Below are 18,235 nucleotides of genomic sequence, written 5' to 3'. Positions count from 1 at the left end.
GCACCCGACCCCTGCCTCAGTTCAGCGAAACGCCGTAGCGTTCCTGCAGCCAGTTGACGACGAACGCCTTGGCGCTGTCCGGCACCTGCGTGGCAGATGCCAGCGCGGCCGCGGCCTCGTCACCCGTCATCTGCGGGTACTTGCCGAGGCGCTTGGCCGAGATTTCCGCGAAATCGGCGCGCGCCTTCACCTCTTCGAAGGCCTTGGTGTAGCTCACGATCGCGTCGTTGGACGCGCCCGCGGGCAGGAACACCATCTTCTGCGCCGGGAAACCCGCCACGAAGAAGGCTTTCCATGCTTCCCACTGGTCGCCGCTGGTTTCACAGCCATCGGTCGCCTCGCAGACTTCCTTGAAGGTCGGCATGTCGGGGAAGGTCGGGTCGCGGACGATGTTGCCGTCGGCATCCAGCGCGCCCCAGGACATCATCGGCACGGCCGAGCCGTCCTCGACCAGCGGCGTCACGCCTTTGAGGTACGAAGACGAGGTCTGGTAGTCGATGTTCGCCTCGCCCCGTTCGAACATCAGGCGGCCGTCGCCGCGACCCTTGATGCCGAACACCGGCTCGACGTTCAGGCCCAGCATTTCCCATGCCAGGAGCGGCACGAGGTCGAGGCGCGTGGCACCTTGCGAGCCGTAGATGAAATCGGTGTCCCTGAGGCCCGAGGCATCAAGCCCGTCCATCTTCGCGGCGAGGTCCGGCGGCAAGTAGGCGACGCCACCGGTGCCCGAGGCAAGGACCACGTTCCAGTCGTTGTATTCGTAACGCACCCGCGGATCGCCCAGCAGATAAGGGAATTGCGTCGACCCGGACGAGCCGAAGATCAGCGTGCCCTGCGTGTCTTCGTAGGTCTGCTCCTGGAACCAGTTCGCGCCCTTGGTCGACCCCGCGCCCGGCATGAATTTCACGACGACGGTGGGCTGGCCCGGCAGCGCCTCGCTCAGCAGCGGGGCGTAAAAGTTGGCCCACTTGGCGGATCCGCCGGTTTCAGAGAACGGGATCACCCATTCGACGGTCTTGCCGGTCAGGTCGATGCCGTGACCGCCCGCGGTGGCGCCGGTGGCGAAGGTCGCGGCGGCGGCGGCCACAAGGCCCATCGCCACCCGACGGGTGGTTTTGATTGCGTTCATGTTGTCCTCCCATGTGGCGCCGCCCTCCGCGGTCACCAGATCGACCCGGGCTAACCGGGTTCGCGCAGGACAATGGCGCGCGAAGCTTGCACGAAACTGTCATGCGCGCGAAAAAGTCGGCATGCGGATCACCGTCGTCGAAGACAATACCAGCCTGCGCAAGGGCATCGCCTATCGGTTGGAAGACGATGGCCATTCCGTCGATGCGCTGGCCGACGGCGATGCCGCCGACCAGTTCCTGCGGCAGGAGGCGAGCGATCTTGTCATCCTCGACATCAATCTGCCGGGACAGAGCGGGTTGGACATTCTGCGGCGGATGCGGGGCCGGGACGATCCGCGCCCGGTCATCCTGCTGACGGCCCGTGCCGCGACCGAGGACCGCGTGGCGGGGCTTGACCTCGGGGCCGACGATTACCTCGTCAAACCCTTCGCGATGGACGAACTGGCGGCCCGCGTGCGCGCGCTGGCCCGGCGGCGCGAGGTCGCGCCACGCCAGCACATCGCGCTGGGCGCGCTGCGGCTCGACCTCGATCCCCTGCACCTGCACGGGCCGGACGGGTCGATGGAGGTGCCCCGGCGCGAACTGACGCTGCTCGCCGCGCTGGCCGAGGCGCGGGGCGCGCCGTTGTCCAAGGACCAGTTGCTGGATCACATGTACGGCACCGGCAGCGCGTCGGACGAACGGGTGGTCGAGGTCTATATCTCGCGCCTGCGCAAACGGCTGGCGCCCTTCGGCGTGGCGATCCGGGTGCGGCGCGGGATCGGATATGCGCTGGACCTGGGCGCGGCGTGAGCGGCGCGTGGTCCCTTCGCGCGCGGCTGACGGCGATCATCCTGCTGCCGCTTCTGTCGCTCGCCACCGTGGCGGGGCTCTGGCAACTGACCAATGCGCGGCGCACCGCGGCGGAGGTGTTCGACCGGTCCCTCCTCGGCGCCGCGCTGGCGGTGGTCAACGACGTGGCAAGCTCGGGCGGTGACGCGCTGTCACCGGCGACGCGCGACCTTCTGGCCGATACGTCGGGCGGGCCGGTCTTCTACCACGTCTACGCGCCGGATGGCGTGATCGTCGCGGGATATGCCACGCCGCCGGTGGGTATCCCCCGGACGCCCGAGTCCGAGGTCAACCAGCCGACCCGATTCGAGGCGACGTATCAGGGGCGCAGGGTTTCGGGCGTGCGGTTGCAGACCCGGACCAGCATCGAGGGGTTCACGGGCATCTTCACGACCACGGTCTGGCAGGACGCGGCGGTGCGCAGCGCTTTCGTGCGCGACCTCGTCCTGCGCTCCGTCGCGGTGATCGCGGGGCTGATCGTCTCGCTTGCCCTGATCGTGTGGTTCGGCGTCCGGTACGGCCTGCGTCCCCTGACCGATCTTGAAGACGCCATCGCGCAGCGGTCGAGCGATGAGCTGTCCCCCATCCGACGCCCGGTGCCGGGCGAGGTGCGCGGCATCGTGGCGACGCTGAACAGCCTGTTCGCGCAGGTGTCGCGCACGCTGGAGGCGCAGTCGGAATTCATTTCGAACGCGGCGCACCAGTTGCGCAACCCGGTGGCGGGCATCCTGTCGCTGGCCGAGGCGGTGGAGCGCGCGCCGGATGCCGAGGCCGCACGCGTCCGCGCCCGTGACCTGACCGTCGCCGCGCGGGAGGCAGCCGAGCTGAGCCAGAAGCTTCTGGTCCTCGAACGGGCCAGCGCGGTCAGCCCGTCGGCGGCGCGCGAGGATCTGGAACTGGCGGGCGCGTTGCGCGACTGGGTGGGGCGGATGCAGGTGCCCGAAGGCGTCACGATCGCGGTCCGGTCGGACCGTCCCGTGACCCTGCGCGCGGACGCGACCATGCTGCGCGAAAGCCTTGCGAACCTGGTCGACAACGCGGTGCGCCACGGCGGCGCGCGCCTGTCACGGATCGACGTGTCACTGGAAGTCACGGGCGACGAGGCGGTCCTGACGGTTGCCGATGACGGGGAGGGCGTCCGCGAACGGGACCTGCCGCGCACGCTGGAGCGGTTCGCGCAGATCGCCCCGACCTCGGCCAGCGGGGTGGGCCTTTCCATCGTCGAGGCGGTGGCACAGGGGCATCTTGGATGGATGAAGGTCGACGTGCCGGAGGGCGGCGGCTTTCGCGTGCGGATCGGGCTGCCGCGCAGCCTGTGACCTCACCCCGCGCCGGTCAGAAGGTCGAGCGGAGAGGTCGTTTCCGGAATGACACCGGCCTGCCGCATGAGGTCCCATCCGAGGACGAGGTTGCTGGACCAGACCGGGCAGTCGAGGGCAGAGGCCAGCGGCGCCAGCACGTCAAGCGCGCGCAGGTTGGTGCAGGACAGGAACACCGCGTCCACTGGCGCCTGTGCGGCGACCGCGCGGGCGGCGGCGTCGATCGAGGGTGCGTCGATGCGAGCAACGCGTGCCTCGTTCGCCTCGTCGAAACTGCCGAAGGCGGGCGTGTCGATCCCCGCCCCGCGCAGGACCGCGCGCAGGCGGTCCGACACGTCGGCTACGTAGGGCGACAGAAGCGCGATCCGGCCCGCGCCCGCGTGGCGGCAGGCGGCGACAAGCGCCGTGACCGGCGTGGTGACCGCGTCCGCGGGTACGCCGTGCCGGATGTTGCGCGCCACGGTTTCGGCCCCGATCACCGCGCTGCCGGAGGTACAGGCATATCCCACCGCGTCGAATGCGAGGCCGCGCGGGAACAGGCCCGCCGCGGTGGTGAGGTGACGCTCCATCTCGGCGAGAGTGTCGGTGGTGACCTCGGTGCCCGAAGGCACGCGGCTGACCAGCAGGCGCGCGGCGGGGGTGCAGAGGCGGTGCAGGTCCTCCTCGACCGTTTCATCCGATTGCAGGACGATCAGCCCGAGGGTGCGCCGCCGGTCGTCGGTCAGCGCATAGGGAAACGCGCCCGTCACGATCCAAGCTCCGGTATCGGGGCGGGTGCGGGGCCGGTGAGCCATTCGGCGGGGCCGTCGCGGATCACGATGTTTTCCTCGTGCACGAGGATGCGGCCCGCCGACGCCTCGACCACCGGTTCCAGCGTCAGCACCATGCCGGGTTCGAGCACGGTGTGGTCCGCAGGGATCAGCGACGGCCATTCGGTCAGTTGCATGCCCAGCCCATGCCCCAGCCGCCCGGTCGAGCCGCCGCCGAGCGCCCTGTCCATCGCGTGGAACAGGTCGGCGGCGGTGGCGCCGGGGCGGGCGATGTCGTGGGCGGCATGGGTGGCGTCGATCAGCCGGGCATGCGCGTCCCGCACCGTGCCGTTCGCGGGGCCGATGGAATAATTGCGGTCGAAATCGCAGTAATAGCCGTCCCACACGACGCCGGTGTCGAGCATCAGCACGTCGCCCATGGCGAGCGGCACAGGCGCGGCGGGAGAGATCACGTCGCCATACCCGCCCGGTCCGGCGGCGCCTGCAAGGTAGCCGACCCAGTCCGCGCCCTCGTCAAGGCAGAGCATCTGGAAGCGGCGGAAGACGTCATCGAGCCGGGCGCCGTCGCGGGCGATCTCGGGCACGCGGGCGAAGGCGCGCGACGCGATGGTGCAGGCCTGCGCGATCTTGCCAATCTCGGCGTCGGATTTCACCAGGCGCAGGCGGCGCAGGATGAAGGCGTCGTCGGTCAGCCGGTCGCCCGTGGCCCTTGCCAGCCTCGCATAGGCGTCCTGCGGCATGCGCAGGTGCGACTCGATCCCCATCGGCACGCCGATGCGGCCCGTGGGGGCCAGTTCGGCGAGGCAATCGGCCAGCAGGCTTTCGCCGTCATCGGCGTAATCCGGCGAATCCCACGTGCGAATGTCCGTCAGCCAGCCCTGCCGCATCAGGTGCGCGCCGATGGCGGGGATCACCGCAACGGGATCACCCGTCGCGGGAACGACGACGAACCATGGGCGCGTCGGGCTTTCCCAGAACCGGGTGAGAAAGCCGGTCATGTAGCGCACATGCGGTTCGGTCGTCAGCAACAGGGCGGAAAAGTCTGCCTGTGCCATCATCGCCTGCGCGCGGGCGAGGCGCGCGCGGTATTCGGCCTCGGGGAAGCCGCGAGGGGGTGTCACGCCTCGGGCCCTTCGGACAGGATCACGAAAACGCGCGCCTCTGGCGTCAGGCAGATCTGCCCGCGCGTGGCTTCGTCAAGCGCGGCAAGACCGCCAAGGCCCGCCGCGCCCGAAGAGGTCGACGACAGGCCCGCGGCCGCCGCCACGGCGGCGCCGGTCGCGCCCTCGTCCTCGGTCAGGGTGAGGAAGGCGTCGGCATCACGCGCGAGACCTTTCAGGGCGATCAGGGACGGTTCCTTGCAGTCGAGCCGTCCCATGTGCGAATCCGGTCCCTCGGCGACCACCGGCGCGCCGGCGGCGATGGACGCGGCAAGGGCGGGGGCGTTTTCCGGTTCGACCACTGTGATCACCGGCCCGTCACCCCATTGCGCGCGCGCTGCCGCCGCCGCCGCCCCGGCGAGCCCGCCGACGCCTGCCTGCAGGAAGATGTGCGTGGGCGGCGCTGCGATCTGGTCGAAGGCTTCGGCCATCATCACGAGGTAGCCTTCCATCAACCTGTGCGGGCGTTCGGTATAGCCCGCCCACGAACTGTCCGACAGAAGCCGCGCGCCGGAGGCGTCTGCCGAAGCGGCGGCGGCCTCCATGCTGGCGGCGTAGTCGTCGCCCGAGCGGACGACGGTCGCGTCGAGCGCGCGAAGGCGGTCGGCGAAGGCTTCGGGCACGGTGCGGGCGATGTGGATTTCAGCCCGTGCGCCGAAGGCCTGCGCACCGGCGGCGACCGACAAACCGTGGTTGCCGGCGCTGGCAGTCACGTAGGTCGCGCCACGTGCCGTGCCGTCCAGCGCGTCGCAGGCGATGACATAGGCCGCGCCGAGCGCCTTGAAGCTGCCAAGCCCCATGCGCCCGCGTTCGTCTTTCACGTCGATCTGGGCGACGCCCATCTGCGCGGCCAGCGCAGCAGCATCGACAAGCGGAGTCGTGTTGGCGCGCGGGCAGCGGGTGAGCAGGGCGCGCGGGCGGTCCCAGTCGGTGCTGGGTTCGGGCACGTCCGACAGGGACGGATGGTCGAGGCCTGCGCCCCGGTATGGATTGGATGTCAGCTTCATGGCCGCGACCGTGCGGCAGAACCGGCACCGGGGTCAATCGCACTTCAGTGCAGCTTCGACCGCGGCAAGGTCCGGCAGGGTTTGCAGGCGCAGGATCGTCCGCGCGTCCGGTTCGTCCGGTCCGCGCAGCTTGCGCCAGCGGTGGATGACGTGCCGCCGTTCCAGCACAAGCGCGCCCAGCAGGTCGAACAGCTCCGGATCGTACCAGCGAAAATCCTCCACCCGGCGGCGATTGCGTACGCCCGGATCGGCGGCGTGGGCGGTGTCGCCTTTCAGCTTGCTGATCCCGGCCGCCTCTGCCGCGATGGCCGCCATGCGGTCGCGGTCATAGGGCGCGCCCGCCGAAAAGAGCGCCACGACGGGTTCCATCGCCGCGACCGGGTCGGCGGCAAGATCCTCGTAGCGCAGCTGCACATGCTTCTGCGCGAAGTCCGAGGTGATCCATTTCGCGCGGAAGAGGCTGTAAGGCCCCCAGCGCTGGCTGGCATAGGTGGCGAATGTTTCGGCGCTGTCGTCGGTCTTGCGGTCGGGCGACAATTCATAGCTCGACACGACCGAGGGAATGAAGTCCCGCCACTGGATCACGTGGCGGATGCCGGGCAGTTGCGGGGTTTTCTGGCCGAAATCGTGGTTCTTCGACAGGTGGATGCGGTCCTGCCGGGCGCAGGGGAATTCCTTGCAGCAATCGGTGGGCTGGTGGAACTCGCAATACCCGAAGGACGGGCCGAAATAGGCCTGCAGCAGCCGGACCATCAGGTGATGGCCACTGCGTGGCCACGAGATGCCGGCGACATAGCCGGAAGGGGCGGGGATGGCAGACACGGTCGCGGCTCCGTTTGGGATCACGCGGCAGGTTAACGGCGCATGGGCGGGGTGCAACCGGCAACCGGCGGTGGCCTACAATTCCCGGCCTGCACGCCGTTGCCCCCACCAGATCCGCGCGCGTGCGGCGGGCGTCGACAGCCATGCGGGCGGCAGGCGGTCGGGCAGGTCCTGCGCCCTGGCGCGGGTGAGCGCATCGGACGCGATGCCGCTTGCATCCTCGGCGGCCAGAAGGCCCGCAAGCGTGCCGCGCACCGTGCCAAGACCGTTCTGGCAGCAGGCGGCATAAAGGCCCTCGTCAATCTCTCCGATCACCTGCGCGCCGTTGCGGGCAAGGCACAGGCGACCGCCCCAGCGGTACTCTATCGAGACCGATCCGAGCATCGGGAACCGCGCGGCAAAGCTGGCATCGTGGCGGCGCGTGATCGCGGCCTGCCAGCCCGGTCCCGCCTCGCAGCCGGGATCATAGGTGACGTGGTTGCGGATCACGATGCGGTCGCCGCCCGTGCCCGAGACCCGGCGCACCGTGGTGCCCAGCGGGTCGGCGGGCGTGATGCCCCAGCGCGCCGCGCCGCCCAGCGTGGCTACCTCTGCCGCGGTCAGGGGCCGGGTGATCGAGGCATAGGTGTGCACGTGCACCAGCCGCCGCGTGGCATGGCCAAAACGTTCGAGATGGCCGTTCACGGCGAGGATGACGCGGGGCGCGGTGACGCGGCCCCGTTCGGTCGTCGCCACCCAGTCCCCGTCGCGGTGCAGGCCGGTGACGGGGGATGCTTCGTGGATCGTCACCCGGTTCGACACGAGGCCCGACGCGATACCGCGCACGAACATCGCCGGTTGCAGCATGACGGTGCCGGGCGTGAACAGGCCGTCGCGATAGAAGGTCGTGCCGGTGACCTCCCGCATGTCCTGCGCGTCGAGCCTGCGGTGGTCTTCTTGCATCGTGGCGAGGTGGCGCGCGTAATCGGCATTGTGCCGCGCCCCGGCCTCCGTCGCGGCACCGTTGATCTTGCCGCAGGGGTCGAAGGCCTCGCGGGGCAGGTCGAACTCTTCGGCCATGCGTGAGGCGAAGGCGATGGCGCGGCGATTGTCGGCGGTCGTGGCGCGGTCGCGCGCGATCTGTCCGGCGTAATCGGAACTGCTGAGGTCATGCGGCAGGTCGATCATGAAGCCCGAATTGCGCCCCGCCGGCCCGTCACCGATGCGGGTGGCGTCCAGGAGCGTGATGCGGTCGCCGGGGTGCAGCTCTGCCAGTCGCCGCGCCGCTGCCAGCCCGGCAAACCCGGCGCCGATCACCAGCCAGTCCGCCGTCTGCGCCCCGTCCAACGGTTGCGGCGGGCGCGGATCGGGCAGCAGGCGGTTCCACGCCGCCGGGCCGGGATCGACGGGCGGACGGATCATGGCAGCGGCAGTTGCGCGGTGCGCCCGCCGTCGATCGTGTAGACCTGTCCCGTGACGAACCGCGCATCATCAGAGGCAAGCCAGCAGATCAGTTCCGCCACCTCGTCCGGCGCTCCCGTCCGGCGCAGCGGGTGCACATCGAGAATTTTCGTACGAAAATTCTCGGCGTCCGGCTGGGAGGCGATGAAATCCTCGTTGAGCGGCGTGTCGATCCAGCCCGGTGCCACCGCGTTGCAGCGCACGCCGTCCGGCCCGTGATCCACCGCCACCGCGCGGGTCAGGCCGTGCAGGCCCGCCTTGGATGCGCCATAGGCGGGGTGGCGGGGATTGTTGCCCAGCCCCTCGATACTGCCGACGTTCACGATGGCACCTTTGGAACGTTTCAACAGCGGCATCGCGTGGCGCGTGAACAGGAACGGGACGGTCAGGTTGAGGTGCAGTTGCGCGTGCCAGTCGTCGAGCGATGTTTCCTCGACCGTGCCTTCGCGCATCATGCCGGCGCAGTTGACCAGGATGTGCAGATCGGTCCCGAGCGCCTGCACGAAATTGATGACCTTGCGCGGTGCGTCGGGGTCCATCAGGTCGGCCTCTATATCCTCGAACCCGGCATTGCGGCGTTGCGCGGTGAAGACCCGTGCGCCCCGTGCCGCCAGCATCCGCGCCGTGGCCGCCCCCATGCCGGAGGACGCACCCGTCACCAGCGCCGTCTTCCCCTCGAATCTCATGTCACCGGCTTCCCGCCATTCACCTCGACCAGCGCGCCGCACATGTACCGCGCGGCGTCCGAGCACAGGAACGCCACCACGTCGGCGATGTCTTCGGGCTGCGCGATGCGGCCCAGCGGGACCGAGGCATCCAGATCGGCAATTGCGGTGTCGGGGTTGAGGCCCCGCGTGGTGAAGCCGGTGCGCAGCATCGGCGTGTCGACCTCGTTCGGGCAGACGGCGTTCACCCGGATGCCCTGATGCGCATGGTCGCGGCCAAGGCATTGGGTCAGCGAGGCCACGGCGGCCTTGGTCATGATGTAGACGGGATGGTTCGGCCCCGGATGCACGCCCCAACAGGACGCGGTGTTCACGATGGTCCCGCCACCCTGCGCCGCCATGATCGGGATCGCCGCGCGGCACAGGCGAAAGGGCGCTTCGACGTTGATGGCAAGCGAACGGCGCAGGTCGTCGTCCGTCGCCTCGGTGATCTGGCCGCGCGTGATGATGCCCGCGTTGTTGCAAAGGATATCGAGCCGCCCGTGCGCGTCGGCCACCCGTACGGGCAGCGCATCGCAGAAGGCGGCGTCCATCAGGTCGCCGTCGAAATCGCTGCCGGCGCGGTCGGTTGTGGCGACCGTCGCCCCCTCCGCGCGCAAGACGGCGACGATGGCCTTGCCGATCCCGCCGGAGGCCCCGGTGACCAGTGCGACCTGCCCCGCGAACCGCACCGCTCAATACTCCTGGTTCAGTGCATCGGCGGCGGGGATTTCCCGCTCGCGCCGGGCGATGTAGTCGCGCAGGGCCTCGTCGACGCCTTCGTCGAGCTTGGGCTCTTCATAGGCCGCCAGCAGGTCCTTGGCGCGGTTCAGTGCGCGGCCCGTGATCTCCACCGAGCCTTCGGCCATCCATTGCTCGATCGAGTTGTTGTCGAACATCTCGGGCATGAAGAACGCGCGCTGGAAGTTTTCCAGCGTATGGGGGTGGCCGAGGTAATGGCCGCCGGGGCCGATGTCGGCGACAGCCGCCAGAGCCTCGTCGAAATCGTCCCAGCGCACGCCTTCGGCCATGCGGTAGCCCATCGCGCACATTTCGGCATCGACGATGAACTTGGCGGTGGAGCAATGCATCCCCGCCTCGTTCCAGCCCGCCGAGTGCCACATGTAGTTGGCCCCGGCCATCAGCACCGCGTTCAGCGTCATGGCGCTTTCATACCCCGCCTGCGCATCAAACGTCTTGGCCCCACCCAGCGTGTTTGAGGTGCGCCACGGCACGCCGTAGTAGCGCGCCATCTGGCCGATCATGAAGTTCATCAGGCTGATCTCGGGCGTGCCCGCCATCGGTGCGCCGGACTTCATGGAAACCGTCGACAGGTAGTGACCGTAGATCGCCGGTGCGCCCTTGCGGATCACCTGCGTGTAGGCGAGCGCCGACAGCGCTTCGGCATTCAGCTGCGCCACCGTGGGCGCGACCGAGGCGGGTGTATTGGCGCCGCCCAGCACGAAGGGAGAGCACAGGACCGGCTGGTTCCGGCGGCAGAAGGCCCGCATCGCGCCCAGCATGGTCTCATCCCAAACGAGCGGCGAGTTGCCGTTGCAGTTGCCGGTCACGACCGGGTGGGTGTCGATGAAATCCGCGCCGAACAGGATATCGCACATGTCCATCACGTCTTCGGCGTTCTTGGGCGAGGTCGTCATGCCCATGAACGTCTTGTCGGAATGTTTCATCGACGAATAGGTGATCCGCAGGTGCCGCTGGCTGATCGGGTGGTCGTAGGGTTCGACGATGTGGTGCGCGGACGAGTGCATCGCGGGCAGCATGTGCGCCAGCTTGTGGAACATCGCGAGGTCGTCGAGCGTGGGGTTGCGGCGTTCGTCCTCCAGATCGCGCAGGTAGGGCGCGCCGGTCATGGGGATGAACATGCCGTGGTCGCGCCCGAACGGCAGGCTCTTGCCGGGATCGCGGGCGTGGTAGGTGAAAGTTTCGGGGATCGTGGCGATCAGTTCTCGGACGTGATGACGGTCGAGGTAGACCATCTCGCCCTCGACCTTGGCGCCTGCCTTTTTCCAGTCGGCCAACGCGATCTCGTCCCGGAACTGCACGCCCACGTTTTCGAGGATGTGCATGGAGGCCGCGTCGATCTTCTCGACCTGCTCGGGCGTCATCGGTTCGGTCAAGGGCAGCTTGCGGTGAAGCGCGGGCAGCATGGTGGTGTCGAACGCCACCCGGTTCGCCTTGCGCGCGCCGCGCCCGCGACGAACGGTGCCTACCGCTTCGACGCTCATTGCGTGTGTCCCTGAAGGCGCGTCGGCTGGCAAGCAGCCGACCTACGGGGGTGCGGTGTAGGTCGGCTGCTTGCCAGCCGACGCGCCTTATCCAACATTGTCGCCATCCTTCGGATCGCTCAAGTCGATCCAGATCGTCTTGAGCTCGGTATACTGGTCATGCGCATGCATCCCGTTGTCGCGCCCGCCGAAACCGGATTGCTTGTAGCCGCCGAAGGGCGTCGCAAGGTTGCCTTCGCCATAGCAGTTGACCGTGACCGTGCCTGCCCGGATGTCCCGTGCGGCCCGCAGGGCGGTGCGGGCATGGGATGTGAAGACCGAGGCGGTGAGGCCGTAGGACGTGTCGTTCGCCACCGCGATGGCCTCGTCAGTCGAGGCGACGGTGATGACGGACAGGATGGGGCCGAAGATCTCGTCGGTCGCCTTGGGATCGTCCTTGTCGACTTCGTAGACCTTGGGCGTGATGAAGGGGCCGTCGGGTTTGTCACCCTTCGCCAGATAGCCTACGACTTTCTTGCAATGCGCCGCGTCGATCAGCGCGCCGAGGTGGTTCGCGGGGTCGAGCGGGTCGCCCGTTTTCCAGTCGCGCAGCCGCGCCTCGATCCGCTCCATCAGGGGGGCTTTCACCGCCTTGTGCACGATCAGCCGGGACGCGGCTGAGCAGTTCTCTCCCATGTTCCAGAAGGCGGCGTTCACCACGTGCTCGGCCACGTGGTCGAGGTTCTCGGCATCTTCCAGCACCACCGCCGGGTTCTTGCCACCGCATTCCAGCGTGACCTTCTTCAGGTTCGACTCGCCCGCGTAGGTCAGGAAGCGTTTGCCCGTCTCGGTCGAGCCGGTGAAGGTTACCATGTCGACATGCATGTGCCTCCCGAGAGGTTCGCCAACCGATGGTCCGTCCCCCGGCAGGACCTGAAGAACCCCGCGCGGGACGCCTGCCATATGCGCCAGTTCCGCGATGCGCAGGGCGGTCATCGAGGTCTGTTCGGCGGGCTTCACGATGACCGAGCACCCGGCGGCCAGCGCGGGCCCGATCTTCCATGCCAGCATTAAGAGCGGGAAATTCCACGGCAGCACGGCGGCCACCACGCCGATGGGTTCGCGCACCACCAGCGCCATCGCATCGTCGCCGGCGGGGGCGGTCTGGTCATAGATCTTGTCGGCGGTCTCGGCGTGCCATTTGAGGCAGGCCATCGCCTCGGGCAGGTCGATCCCTTCGCAGTCGCGGATGGGTTTGCCGGAATCGAGGCTCTCCATCACCGCCAGTTCGTGCCGGCGGCGGGTCATATATTTGACCAGCTTGATCAGCACCTCCTTGCGGTGGCCGGGATCGGCGCGGGACCAATGCCCCTGGTCGAAGGCCTCGCGCGCTTTGAGCACGGCAAGGTCAACGTCCTCCGGTCCGGCGGTCGCGATCGTCGCCAGCCTTTCCCCGGTGGCGGGGTTCAGAGTATCCATCGCGGGGCCGGACCCGGCGCGGAACTTGCCGTCGATGAACGGTGTGCGCGGCAGGTCCAGATCGGCGGCGATGGCGGCGTATTCGGCGCGGGTGAGGAGATCGGTCATTGGGCGGCTCCTTCGATGGCCCTAAGCGTGGTGTTCATCGTGCGGATGACCTCTTCCAATTCGCGGCGGGCGTCCTTGTTGAGCGGTTGCAGCGGTTTGCGTGGCGGGCCTGCATTGATGCCGCGCGTGGTGAGGCCGTGCTTGATGCACTGGACGAAGGCCCCGCCCTGTTCGAGCACGCGCATCAGGGGCAGCATTGCGGACATGATGGCGCGGCCCTTGGTGAAATCGCCTTCGACCGCGCAGGCGCGATAGAGCGCAATATGCGCCTCGGGCGCGAAGTTCGACCCGGCGCACACCCAACTGCGCGCGCCCCATGCGAAGAATTCCAGCGCCTGGTCGTCCATGCCGCATGACAGGCCGATATGGGGATAATCCCGCGCCAGCATGTGAAGGCGGTTGATGTCGCCCGAGCTTTCCTTGATCGCGCGGAAATTGGGGGAGCGTCCCAGACGGTCGAGACATTCCTCGTCCATGTCCACAGACATGCGGCCGGGGTAGTTATACAGCATCGCGGGCAGGTTCGCGGCGCGGTCGATGGCGAGCGCGTGCAGGGCGATTTCGCGGCCCGTCGGGTAGGCATAGGGCGGCGTGGCGATCAGCAGCGCGTCGGCCCCGACCTTCACCGCCTCTTGCGCGTACATCACCGAATCCTCGGTGCGGATCGCCCCGGTGCCGACGATCATCGGCACGCGGCCCCCGATCAGCGCCTTGACCCGGCCCATCATGTTGATCCGCTCTTCCGGCGATTGCGCGTAATACTCGCCCGTCGTGCCCGCAACGATGATCCCGTGCACGCCCGCGCCGATCAGCAACTCGACCGTGTCGGCCAAGGCACCCTCGTTCAGCGTGAAATCCGCGTGGTAGGGCGTGACGAGCGGCGTGTAGATGCCCTCAAACTGCATGGCTTTTGTCCTTGAAGGGGATGACGTCCACCGGAAGGGGATCGGGGCGCACGAAGCGTTCCAGCCGGTCGCGCGACAGGTCCCAGTGCTGCAGCGTCAGGTCGGTGACCAGCGCGGGTTCCTGCGCCTCGATGGCCGAGATCATGGCGTCGTGCTGGTCGCCCGCCTTGACCACCAGCACCTGTTCGGCGGGCGAGGCCGGGCGATAGAAAGTCTGGCTGAGGCGGGTGTGGTCGATCAGCAACCGCGCGAGCGCCGCCGTGAGATACGGGTTGTGCGCCATTTCCCCGATCACCGCGTGGAACTGGTGGTTGGCCGCGGCCGTCGCCCCCGGATCGCGCGCAGCCACGCCATTGCGGAACGCGGTTTGCGCGGATTTGAGGTGGTCGAGTTGTTCCGGCGTCCGGTTCTCGGCCGCGAGGCGACCGATATTGGCATAAACCATCGGCGCAGTCTGGAAGAACGTGCGCATCGCGACGACGTTCATCGGCGCGACCTTGGCGCCCCGGTTCGGTTTCAGCGTGACATATCCGTCCCCGGCCAGCCGTTGCAGCACCTCGCGCAGGGGCGTGCGGGACAATCCGTAGCGGTCGGCAAGCGACACTTCGTCAAGGTCGGCCCCCGGCTCCAGATCGCACATCAGGATCCGGTGGCGGAGGTTTTCGAGGCAGAGGTCCTTGGCAGGGCGGGGCATCACGATTCGCACATGTTGTGCGCAAAGTGTATACAAAAGTCATGCGACAGCAAATACCTTGTCCCCTGCCAGCAGCGACAGCGAGTGGCCGCGCGTCAGTTGCCGTTGGTGTCGTCGGAGAATTCAGCAGGCTTGAACCGCAGGCGGAACTCGTAGTGATCCGGAGTATCCGAAACCTCGCTTGTGCCTTCGAGTTGAACGATGAAGGCCGCCATCAGGCGCGTGCCAAGCCCGGTGGCATCGGCGTCATCCCCGTTCCCTTCTTCCGGCAGGGCCATTTTGCCGGGTGACCGCGAATTCCGCACCCACAGGTTCAGCATGCCGTCGGCATCGCAGAACAGCCGGACGCGGACCTCTGGCTGTTTGCCATCGTCGGCAGCCGTGTATTTCCACGCATTGGTCAGCGCCTCGGCCAGCAGCATCGACAGGGGAACGGCCTGGTCGGGGTACAGCATGGCGCTTTGCAGGTCGGTATGCACGCGCGGGGCGACATCCGTACGTCCGGCGATCAGGTCCATCTGGTTGACCATGTTGTCGACCAGCTGGGCCGCGTCGACCTTGGTGAGGTCCGGCGTCGAGTAGAGGCTTTGGTGTATCGTTGCCAAGCCGCGCACGCGCCGTTGCAATTGCGACAGGACGCGTTTGGCCTCGGGCGTTTCGACCTGTCGCAACTGCATGTTGGTGATCGACGCGATCAGTTGCAGGTTGTTCTTCACGCGGTGATGGACCTCGCGCAGCAGGACCGTCTTGTCATGCAGGTCGGCCTCGCGGCGCTGTTCGGAATCGGTGAGGATCGCGACCATGCGATTGAACGCGCGCGCCGTCTGCGCCAGCTCCTCCGGCGGGTTTTTCAGCTTGAGCGGTGGGGCCCCGCGTTCGCCCAACGCAAACCGCCGCATCGCGTCGCGCAGCGTGTGGATGTGACGGATGACGAGGTTGTGCATGCCCAGCCATGCCACGGCGATCCCGACAAGCCACATGAGCAGCGGAAAGGCGAGGGGCGCGCTGGCATTGATCGAGCGCGCGCCGGGTTGCGACGCGTTGATGGGCCAGCTTCCGATCGCGTGGACCCGGCCTTCGAAGACGGGGATGACCGCGTATTTACGCCGCTCGCCGCCGGTGCTCATCGCATCGAAGACCTTGCCGTGGCGGGCAAAGATATCTTCCGGGCTCAGGTTTCGGGGCAAAAACCCGGAGGCGTTGGATGCCCCGCCCGACGCGGTGAGGATGTCACCGCGCGCGTTGATCGTGGCGACGTGGAAATCGCCGAATAGGCTCGCTTCGGGCAGAAGGTAATCTGCGAGCGTGTGGGGGATCGAGATCGAGATGTAGCCCTGGAACCCCTCGTCGGTATTGACAGGCTGGCTGGCGATCAGCACAGGGGCGCCCGTGACGGCCCCGCGCGGGTTGGCCTGCAGCTGGATCGAGGGGTCCTCACTTGCCGCCTCCCAATCGGGGCTGGTCGAGAAATCGACGGCATCCCCTCGCGAGGCACATTCCATGACGCCATCGGGGCCGATGTAACCGGCAAAGACGAATTTCGGATGACCTTCGACGAATTCCCGCATCACGCTGCGGCAGGTTTCGGGATCGTCCCGCGTGGACAGCACCGCGGCGCCGAGTGCCTGCGCCGCGCCGTAAGCCTCTTGCAACAACTCCCTTTCGTTGCGCACGGCGCGCTGCGTCTCGGCCAGAAGAGCAGTGCGCGACAGTGTTTCCGCCTCGTTCACGACGGCCTGTGTCTGGTAGAGTGAGATCAGGGCAAGAGGGAACAGGGCAAACGTCAACAACCCCAGGAGCCGGGCTGTCAGACTTCGCACTCGGTCGGATCCCTCCTGCGCCATGAACCGAGGTCAGGCAGGCGCACTGTTGACAATAGACTGTGTCACCTGGTCCGTCATCTCGATTGCATCGTCTTCGTCGAGGTGCATGAGTTCGGCCAGACGCGCACGGGCGCGGTTTACGCGGCTCTTGACGGTTCCCACGGCGACGCCCGTCATCTCGGCGGCATCCTCGTAAGAAAACCCTTCCGCCCCGACAAGCACCAGCGCCTCGCGCTGTTCGTCGTTCAGTTGCGCGAAGGCGGTTTCGAAATCGCGCATTTGCAGCAACCCGTCATGCGCCGGTTTCTCTGCCAGCTTGCTGGCCATCGTGTTGTCGACGTCGGGCACTTCGCGTTTCCGCTTGCGCAGCATCGAGTAGTAGGTGTTGCGCAGGATCGTGAACAACCATGCACGCATGTTCGTCCCGACCTGGAACTTTTCGATGTTGGTCCACGCCTTCACAAGCGTGTCCTGCACAAGGTCATCTGCGGTTGCGGAATTGCGCGTCAGCGACATCGCGAAGGCCCGCATCGCGGGGAGGTGGGTGACAAGCTCGTCACGCGGATCCGCGGGCTTCATTGGCTGTTACCGTCGTTTGACTGCGAAGCCTTGAGTTGTTCGAGAAGCTGCGCAAACCGGTCCGGTAATTCGCTGTTTGCAACTTCGCCGTACACGCGCCGGAGGTTCTCGTCGATCTGGCGCTGCACGCTTGATTGTTTTTCAGGTTGCTTCATGTCGTCGACTGCATCCAGTTTGCACATGCGTTAAATTTCTGGAACCGAACGCCCCTGCCGGCGTTTGGTTCCCGTCGTGACACGAAATAATGGGCGAAAAAAATATGACAGCCATGGCCAAGGGTGACTTCACTGCTGAAATCGCCAAGATGTTGCCTTACCTCCGCAGGTACGCGCGGGCGTTGACAGGGTCGCAGAGTTCCGGGGACCAGTACGCCGTCGCCACGTTGGAAGCGATCCTTGCGGACGGAAATATCTTTGATCGTCAACTGGATACGCGGACTGCGTTGTTCAAGGTGTTCCATTCGATCTGGACGTCGACCGGCGCTCCGATCGGGTCGGAAACGGAGGATGGAAACGGTGTCGAGAGCCAGGCGCAAAAGCACCTGTCGCGCCTGACGCAAAATACGCGCGAAGCGCTTTTGCTTCACACGATCGAGGAACTGACGATGTCCCAGATCGCGGAAGTGATGAAAATTACCGCGGACGAGGCCGAGAGCCTTGTCGACATCGCCTACCGCGAAATGGGGCAGGCCTTGTCGGGTCGCGTCATGATCATCGAGGACGAGGCGATCATCGCGGTCGACCTCGAAGCCATCGTCGCCGAGATGGGGCACCAGATCACCGGGGTGGCCCGGACGGCGGACGCGGCGCGCGACCTGGCCCGCAAGGAAAAGCCCGATCTGATCCTGTCGGACATCCACCTTGCCGACAATTCGTCCGGCATCGACGCGGTCAACGATATCCTCGGCGACTTGGGTGACATGCCGGTGATCTTCATCACCGCCTATCCCGAACGGCTGCTGACCGGCGAAGGGCCGGAGCCGGCTTTCCTCATTTCGAAACCCTATGCGCCCGAGCAGGTGCGTTCGGCGGTGTCGCAGGCGATGTTCTTTGCCTCGACCGAGACGTTGAAAGTGTGATGTACCACGACGAGCAGGCCCGGTCAGGGCCTGCTCGTCATGTCTTCGAGTTTTCCTTGGATGTTTTCGGCGGGCATGGTTGCCCGCAGGGAGCGGATTTTCGGGTCGCCAATCCCCTGTCCCCAGAGGTATTCGATTTTCACGACCCGACCGGTTGATTT

The 18,235-nt window shown here is 67.0% G+C and carries 18 protein-coding genes; 3 read left to right on the top strand and 15 right to left on the bottom strand.

The annotated features are described in order from the left end of the window. Window positions 1-16: 16 nt before the first annotated feature. Window positions 17-1,102, bottom strand: coding sequence for a tricarboxylate transporter (locus ATO11_RS12385; protein ID WP_423212711.1), 1,086 nt, complete (start codon window positions 1,100-1,102; stop codon window positions 17-19). Between the two features lie 148 nt (window positions 1,103-1,250). On the opposite strand from ATO11_RS12385, the gene ATO11_RS12380 reads away from it, so the two are divergent. Further along, window positions 1,251-1,922 (top strand): response regulator transcription factor, encoded by a 672-nt coding sequence (locus tag ATO11_RS12380; protein WP_050531207.1) that lies wholly within the window; start codon window positions 1,251-1,253, stop codon window positions 1,920-1,922. Continuing rightward, a complete protein-coding gene (locus ATO11_RS12375) occupies window positions 1,919-3,280 on the top strand; it encodes a sensor histidine kinase (RefSeq protein WP_050531206.1) in 1,362 nt (453 codons plus the stop codon). The genes ATO11_RS12380 and ATO11_RS12375 overlap by 4 nt, the downstream gene beginning before the upstream one ends. A gap of 2 nt (window positions 3,281-3,282) precedes the next feature. On the opposite strand, the gene ATO11_RS12370 is transcribed toward ATO11_RS12375, so the two are convergent. The 14 genes from ATO11_RS12370 to ATO11_RS22165 all read right to left on the bottom strand — a co-directional run bounded on the left by ATO11_RS12370 (window position 3,283) and on the right by ATO11_RS22165 (window position 17,151). Next, complete coding sequence (locus ATO11_RS12370) at window positions 3,283-4,074, bottom strand: maleate cis-trans isomerase family protein (RefSeq protein WP_050531205.1); 792 nt, start codon at window positions 4,072-4,074, stop codon at window positions 3,283-3,285. Then, window positions 4,026-5,171 carry a M24 family metallopeptidase gene (locus tag ATO11_RS12365; RefSeq protein ID WP_050531204.1) on the bottom strand — a complete coding sequence of 382 codons (1,146 nt, stop codon included), beginning with the start codon at window positions 5,169-5,171 and terminating at the stop codon, window positions 4,026-4,028. The genes ATO11_RS12370 and ATO11_RS12365 overlap by 49 nt, the downstream gene beginning before the upstream one ends. Next, window positions 5,168-6,217, bottom strand: coding sequence for a pyridoxal-phosphate dependent enzyme (locus ATO11_RS12360; RefSeq protein WP_050531203.1), 1,050 nt, complete (start codon window positions 6,215-6,217; stop codon window positions 5,168-5,170). Before ATO11_RS12360 ends, ATO11_RS12365 begins: the two co-directional genes overlap by 4 nt. Window positions 6,218-6,250: 33 nt before the next feature. Then, window positions 6,251-7,039, bottom strand: a complete 789-nt coding sequence (locus ATO11_RS12355; protein ID WP_134643111.1) for a hypothetical protein — start codon at window positions 7,037-7,039, stop codon at window positions 6,251-6,253. 75 nt (window positions 7,040-7,114) lie between these two features. Beyond that, window positions 7,115-8,440, bottom strand: a complete 1,326-nt coding sequence (locus ATO11_RS12350) for an NAD(P)/FAD-dependent oxidoreductase (protein ID WP_050531201.1) — start codon at window positions 8,438-8,440, stop codon at window positions 7,115-7,117. Further along, on the bottom strand, window positions 8,437-9,165 hold the full coding sequence (locus ATO11_RS12345; protein ID WP_050531200.1) for an SDR family NAD(P)-dependent oxidoreductase: 729 nt from the start codon (window positions 9,163-9,165) through the stop codon (window positions 8,437-8,439). The genes ATO11_RS12350 and ATO11_RS12345 overlap by 4 nt, the downstream gene beginning before the upstream one ends. After that, window positions 9,162-9,875 carry an SDR family NAD(P)-dependent oxidoreductase gene (locus ATO11_RS12340; RefSeq protein WP_050531199.1) on the bottom strand — a complete coding sequence of 238 codons (714 nt, stop codon included), beginning with the start codon at window positions 9,873-9,875 and terminating at the stop codon, window positions 9,162-9,164. Before ATO11_RS12340 ends, ATO11_RS12345 begins: the two co-directional genes overlap by 4 nt. 3 nt (window positions 9,876-9,878) lie before the next feature. Then, window positions 9,879-11,429, bottom strand: a complete 1,551-nt coding sequence (locus ATO11_RS12335; RefSeq protein ID WP_050531198.1) for a trimethylamine methyltransferase family protein — start codon at window positions 11,427-11,429, stop codon at window positions 9,879-9,881. Window positions 11,430-11,516: 87 nt separating this feature from the next. Beyond that, window positions 11,517-12,995, bottom strand: a complete 1,479-nt coding sequence (locus ATO11_RS12330) for an aldehyde dehydrogenase (protein WP_050531197.1) — start codon at window positions 12,993-12,995, stop codon at window positions 11,517-11,519. Beyond that, window positions 12,992-13,900 carry a dihydrodipicolinate synthase family protein gene (locus tag ATO11_RS12325; RefSeq protein ID WP_050531196.1) on the bottom strand — a complete coding sequence of 303 codons (909 nt, stop codon included), beginning with the start codon at window positions 13,898-13,900 and terminating at the stop codon, window positions 12,992-12,994. Before ATO11_RS12325 ends, ATO11_RS12330 begins: the two co-directional genes overlap by 4 nt. Then, window positions 13,890-14,594 carry a GntR family transcriptional regulator gene (locus ATO11_RS12320; RefSeq protein ID WP_050531195.1) on the bottom strand — a complete coding sequence of 235 codons (705 nt, stop codon included), beginning with the start codon at window positions 14,592-14,594 and terminating at the stop codon, window positions 13,890-13,892. Before ATO11_RS12320 ends, ATO11_RS12325 begins: the two co-directional genes overlap by 11 nt. Before the next feature lie 95 nt (window positions 14,595-14,689). Continuing rightward, window positions 14,690-16,381, bottom strand: a complete 1,692-nt coding sequence (locus tag ATO11_RS12315) for a histidine kinase dimerization/phosphoacceptor domain -containing protein (RefSeq protein WP_165586973.1) — start codon at window positions 16,379-16,381, stop codon at window positions 14,690-14,692. A gap of 66 nt (window positions 16,382-16,447) precedes the next feature. Then, complete coding sequence (locus tag ATO11_RS12310; RefSeq protein WP_050531193.1) at window positions 16,448-16,996, bottom strand: RNA polymerase sigma factor; 549 nt, start codon at window positions 16,994-16,996, stop codon at window positions 16,448-16,450. Next, entirely contained in the window at window positions 16,993-17,151 is a 159-nt protein-coding gene (locus tag ATO11_RS22165) for a NepR family anti-sigma factor (RefSeq protein WP_165586972.1), read from the bottom strand. The genes ATO11_RS12310 and ATO11_RS22165 overlap by 4 nt, the downstream gene beginning before the upstream one ends. A gap of 104 nt (window positions 17,152-17,255) precedes the next feature. Here ATO11_RS22165 and ATO11_RS12300 point away from each other — a divergent pair, with 104 nt between their 5' ends. Beyond that, a complete protein-coding gene (locus tag ATO11_RS12300) occupies window positions 17,256-18,074 on the top strand; it encodes a response regulator (RefSeq protein WP_050531401.1) in 819 nt (272 codons plus the stop codon). The last annotated feature ends 161 nt before the right edge of the window (window positions 18,075-18,235 follow it).

Source organism: Pseudaestuariivita atlantica, assembly GCF_001205715.1.
Lineage (GTDB): Bacteria > Pseudomonadota > Alphaproteobacteria > Rhodobacterales > Rhodobacteraceae > Pseudaestuariivita > Pseudaestuariivita atlantica.
The sequence above is the reverse complement of the archived record's forward strand: the minus strand, read 5'-3'. Positions and strand labels throughout refer to the sequence as shown.

What these genes read in the sequence shown, in the direction of transcription:
- ATO11_RS12325 (WP_050531196.1), bottom strand. Translation starts at nt 13,900, where the DNA reads ATGCAGTTTGAGGGCATCTACACGCCGCTCGTCACGCCCTACCACGCG.
- ATO11_RS22165 (WP_165586972.1), bottom strand. Translation starts at nt 17,151, where the DNA reads ATGAAGCAACCTGAAAAACAATCAAGCGTGCAGCGCCAGATCGACGAG.
- ATO11_RS12360 (WP_050531203.1), bottom strand. Translation starts at nt 6,217, where the DNA reads ATGAAGCTGACATCCAATCCATACCGGGGCGCAGGCCTCGACCATCCG.
- ATO11_RS12335 (WP_050531198.1), bottom strand. Translation starts at nt 11,429, where the DNA reads ATGAGCGTCGAAGCGGTAGGCACCGTTCGTCGCGGGCGCGGCGCGCGC.
- ATO11_RS12350 (WP_050531201.1), bottom strand. Translation starts at nt 8,440, where the DNA reads ATGATCCGTCCGCCCGTCGATCCCGGCCCGGCGGCGTGGAACCGCCTG.
- ATO11_RS12345 (WP_050531200.1), bottom strand. Translation starts at nt 9,165, where the DNA reads ATGAGATTCGAGGGGAAGACGGCGCTGGTGACGGGTGCGTCCTCCGGC.
- ATO11_RS12310 (WP_050531193.1), bottom strand. Translation starts at nt 16,996, where the DNA reads ATGAAGCCCGCGGATCCGCGTGACGAGCTTGTCACCCACCTCCCCGCG.
- ATO11_RS12380 (WP_050531207.1), top strand. Translation starts at nt 1,251, where the DNA reads ATGCGGATCACCGTCGTCGAAGACAATACCAGCCTGCGCAAGGGCATC.
- ATO11_RS12300 (WP_050531401.1), top strand. Translation starts at nt 17,256, where the DNA reads ATGACAGCCATGGCCAAGGGTGACTTCACTGCTGAAATCGCCAAGATG.
- ATO11_RS12330 (WP_050531197.1), bottom strand. Translation starts at nt 12,995, where the DNA reads ATGACCGATCTCCTCACCCGCGCCGAATACGCCGCCATCGCCGCCGAT.
- ATO11_RS12320 (WP_050531195.1), bottom strand. Translation starts at nt 14,594, where the DNA reads ATGCCCCGCCCTGCCAAGGACCTCTGCCTCGAAAACCTCCGCCACCGG.
- ATO11_RS12370 (WP_050531205.1), bottom strand. Translation starts at nt 4,074, where the DNA reads ATGGCTCACCGGCCCCGCACCCGCCCCGATACCGGAGCTTGGATCGTG.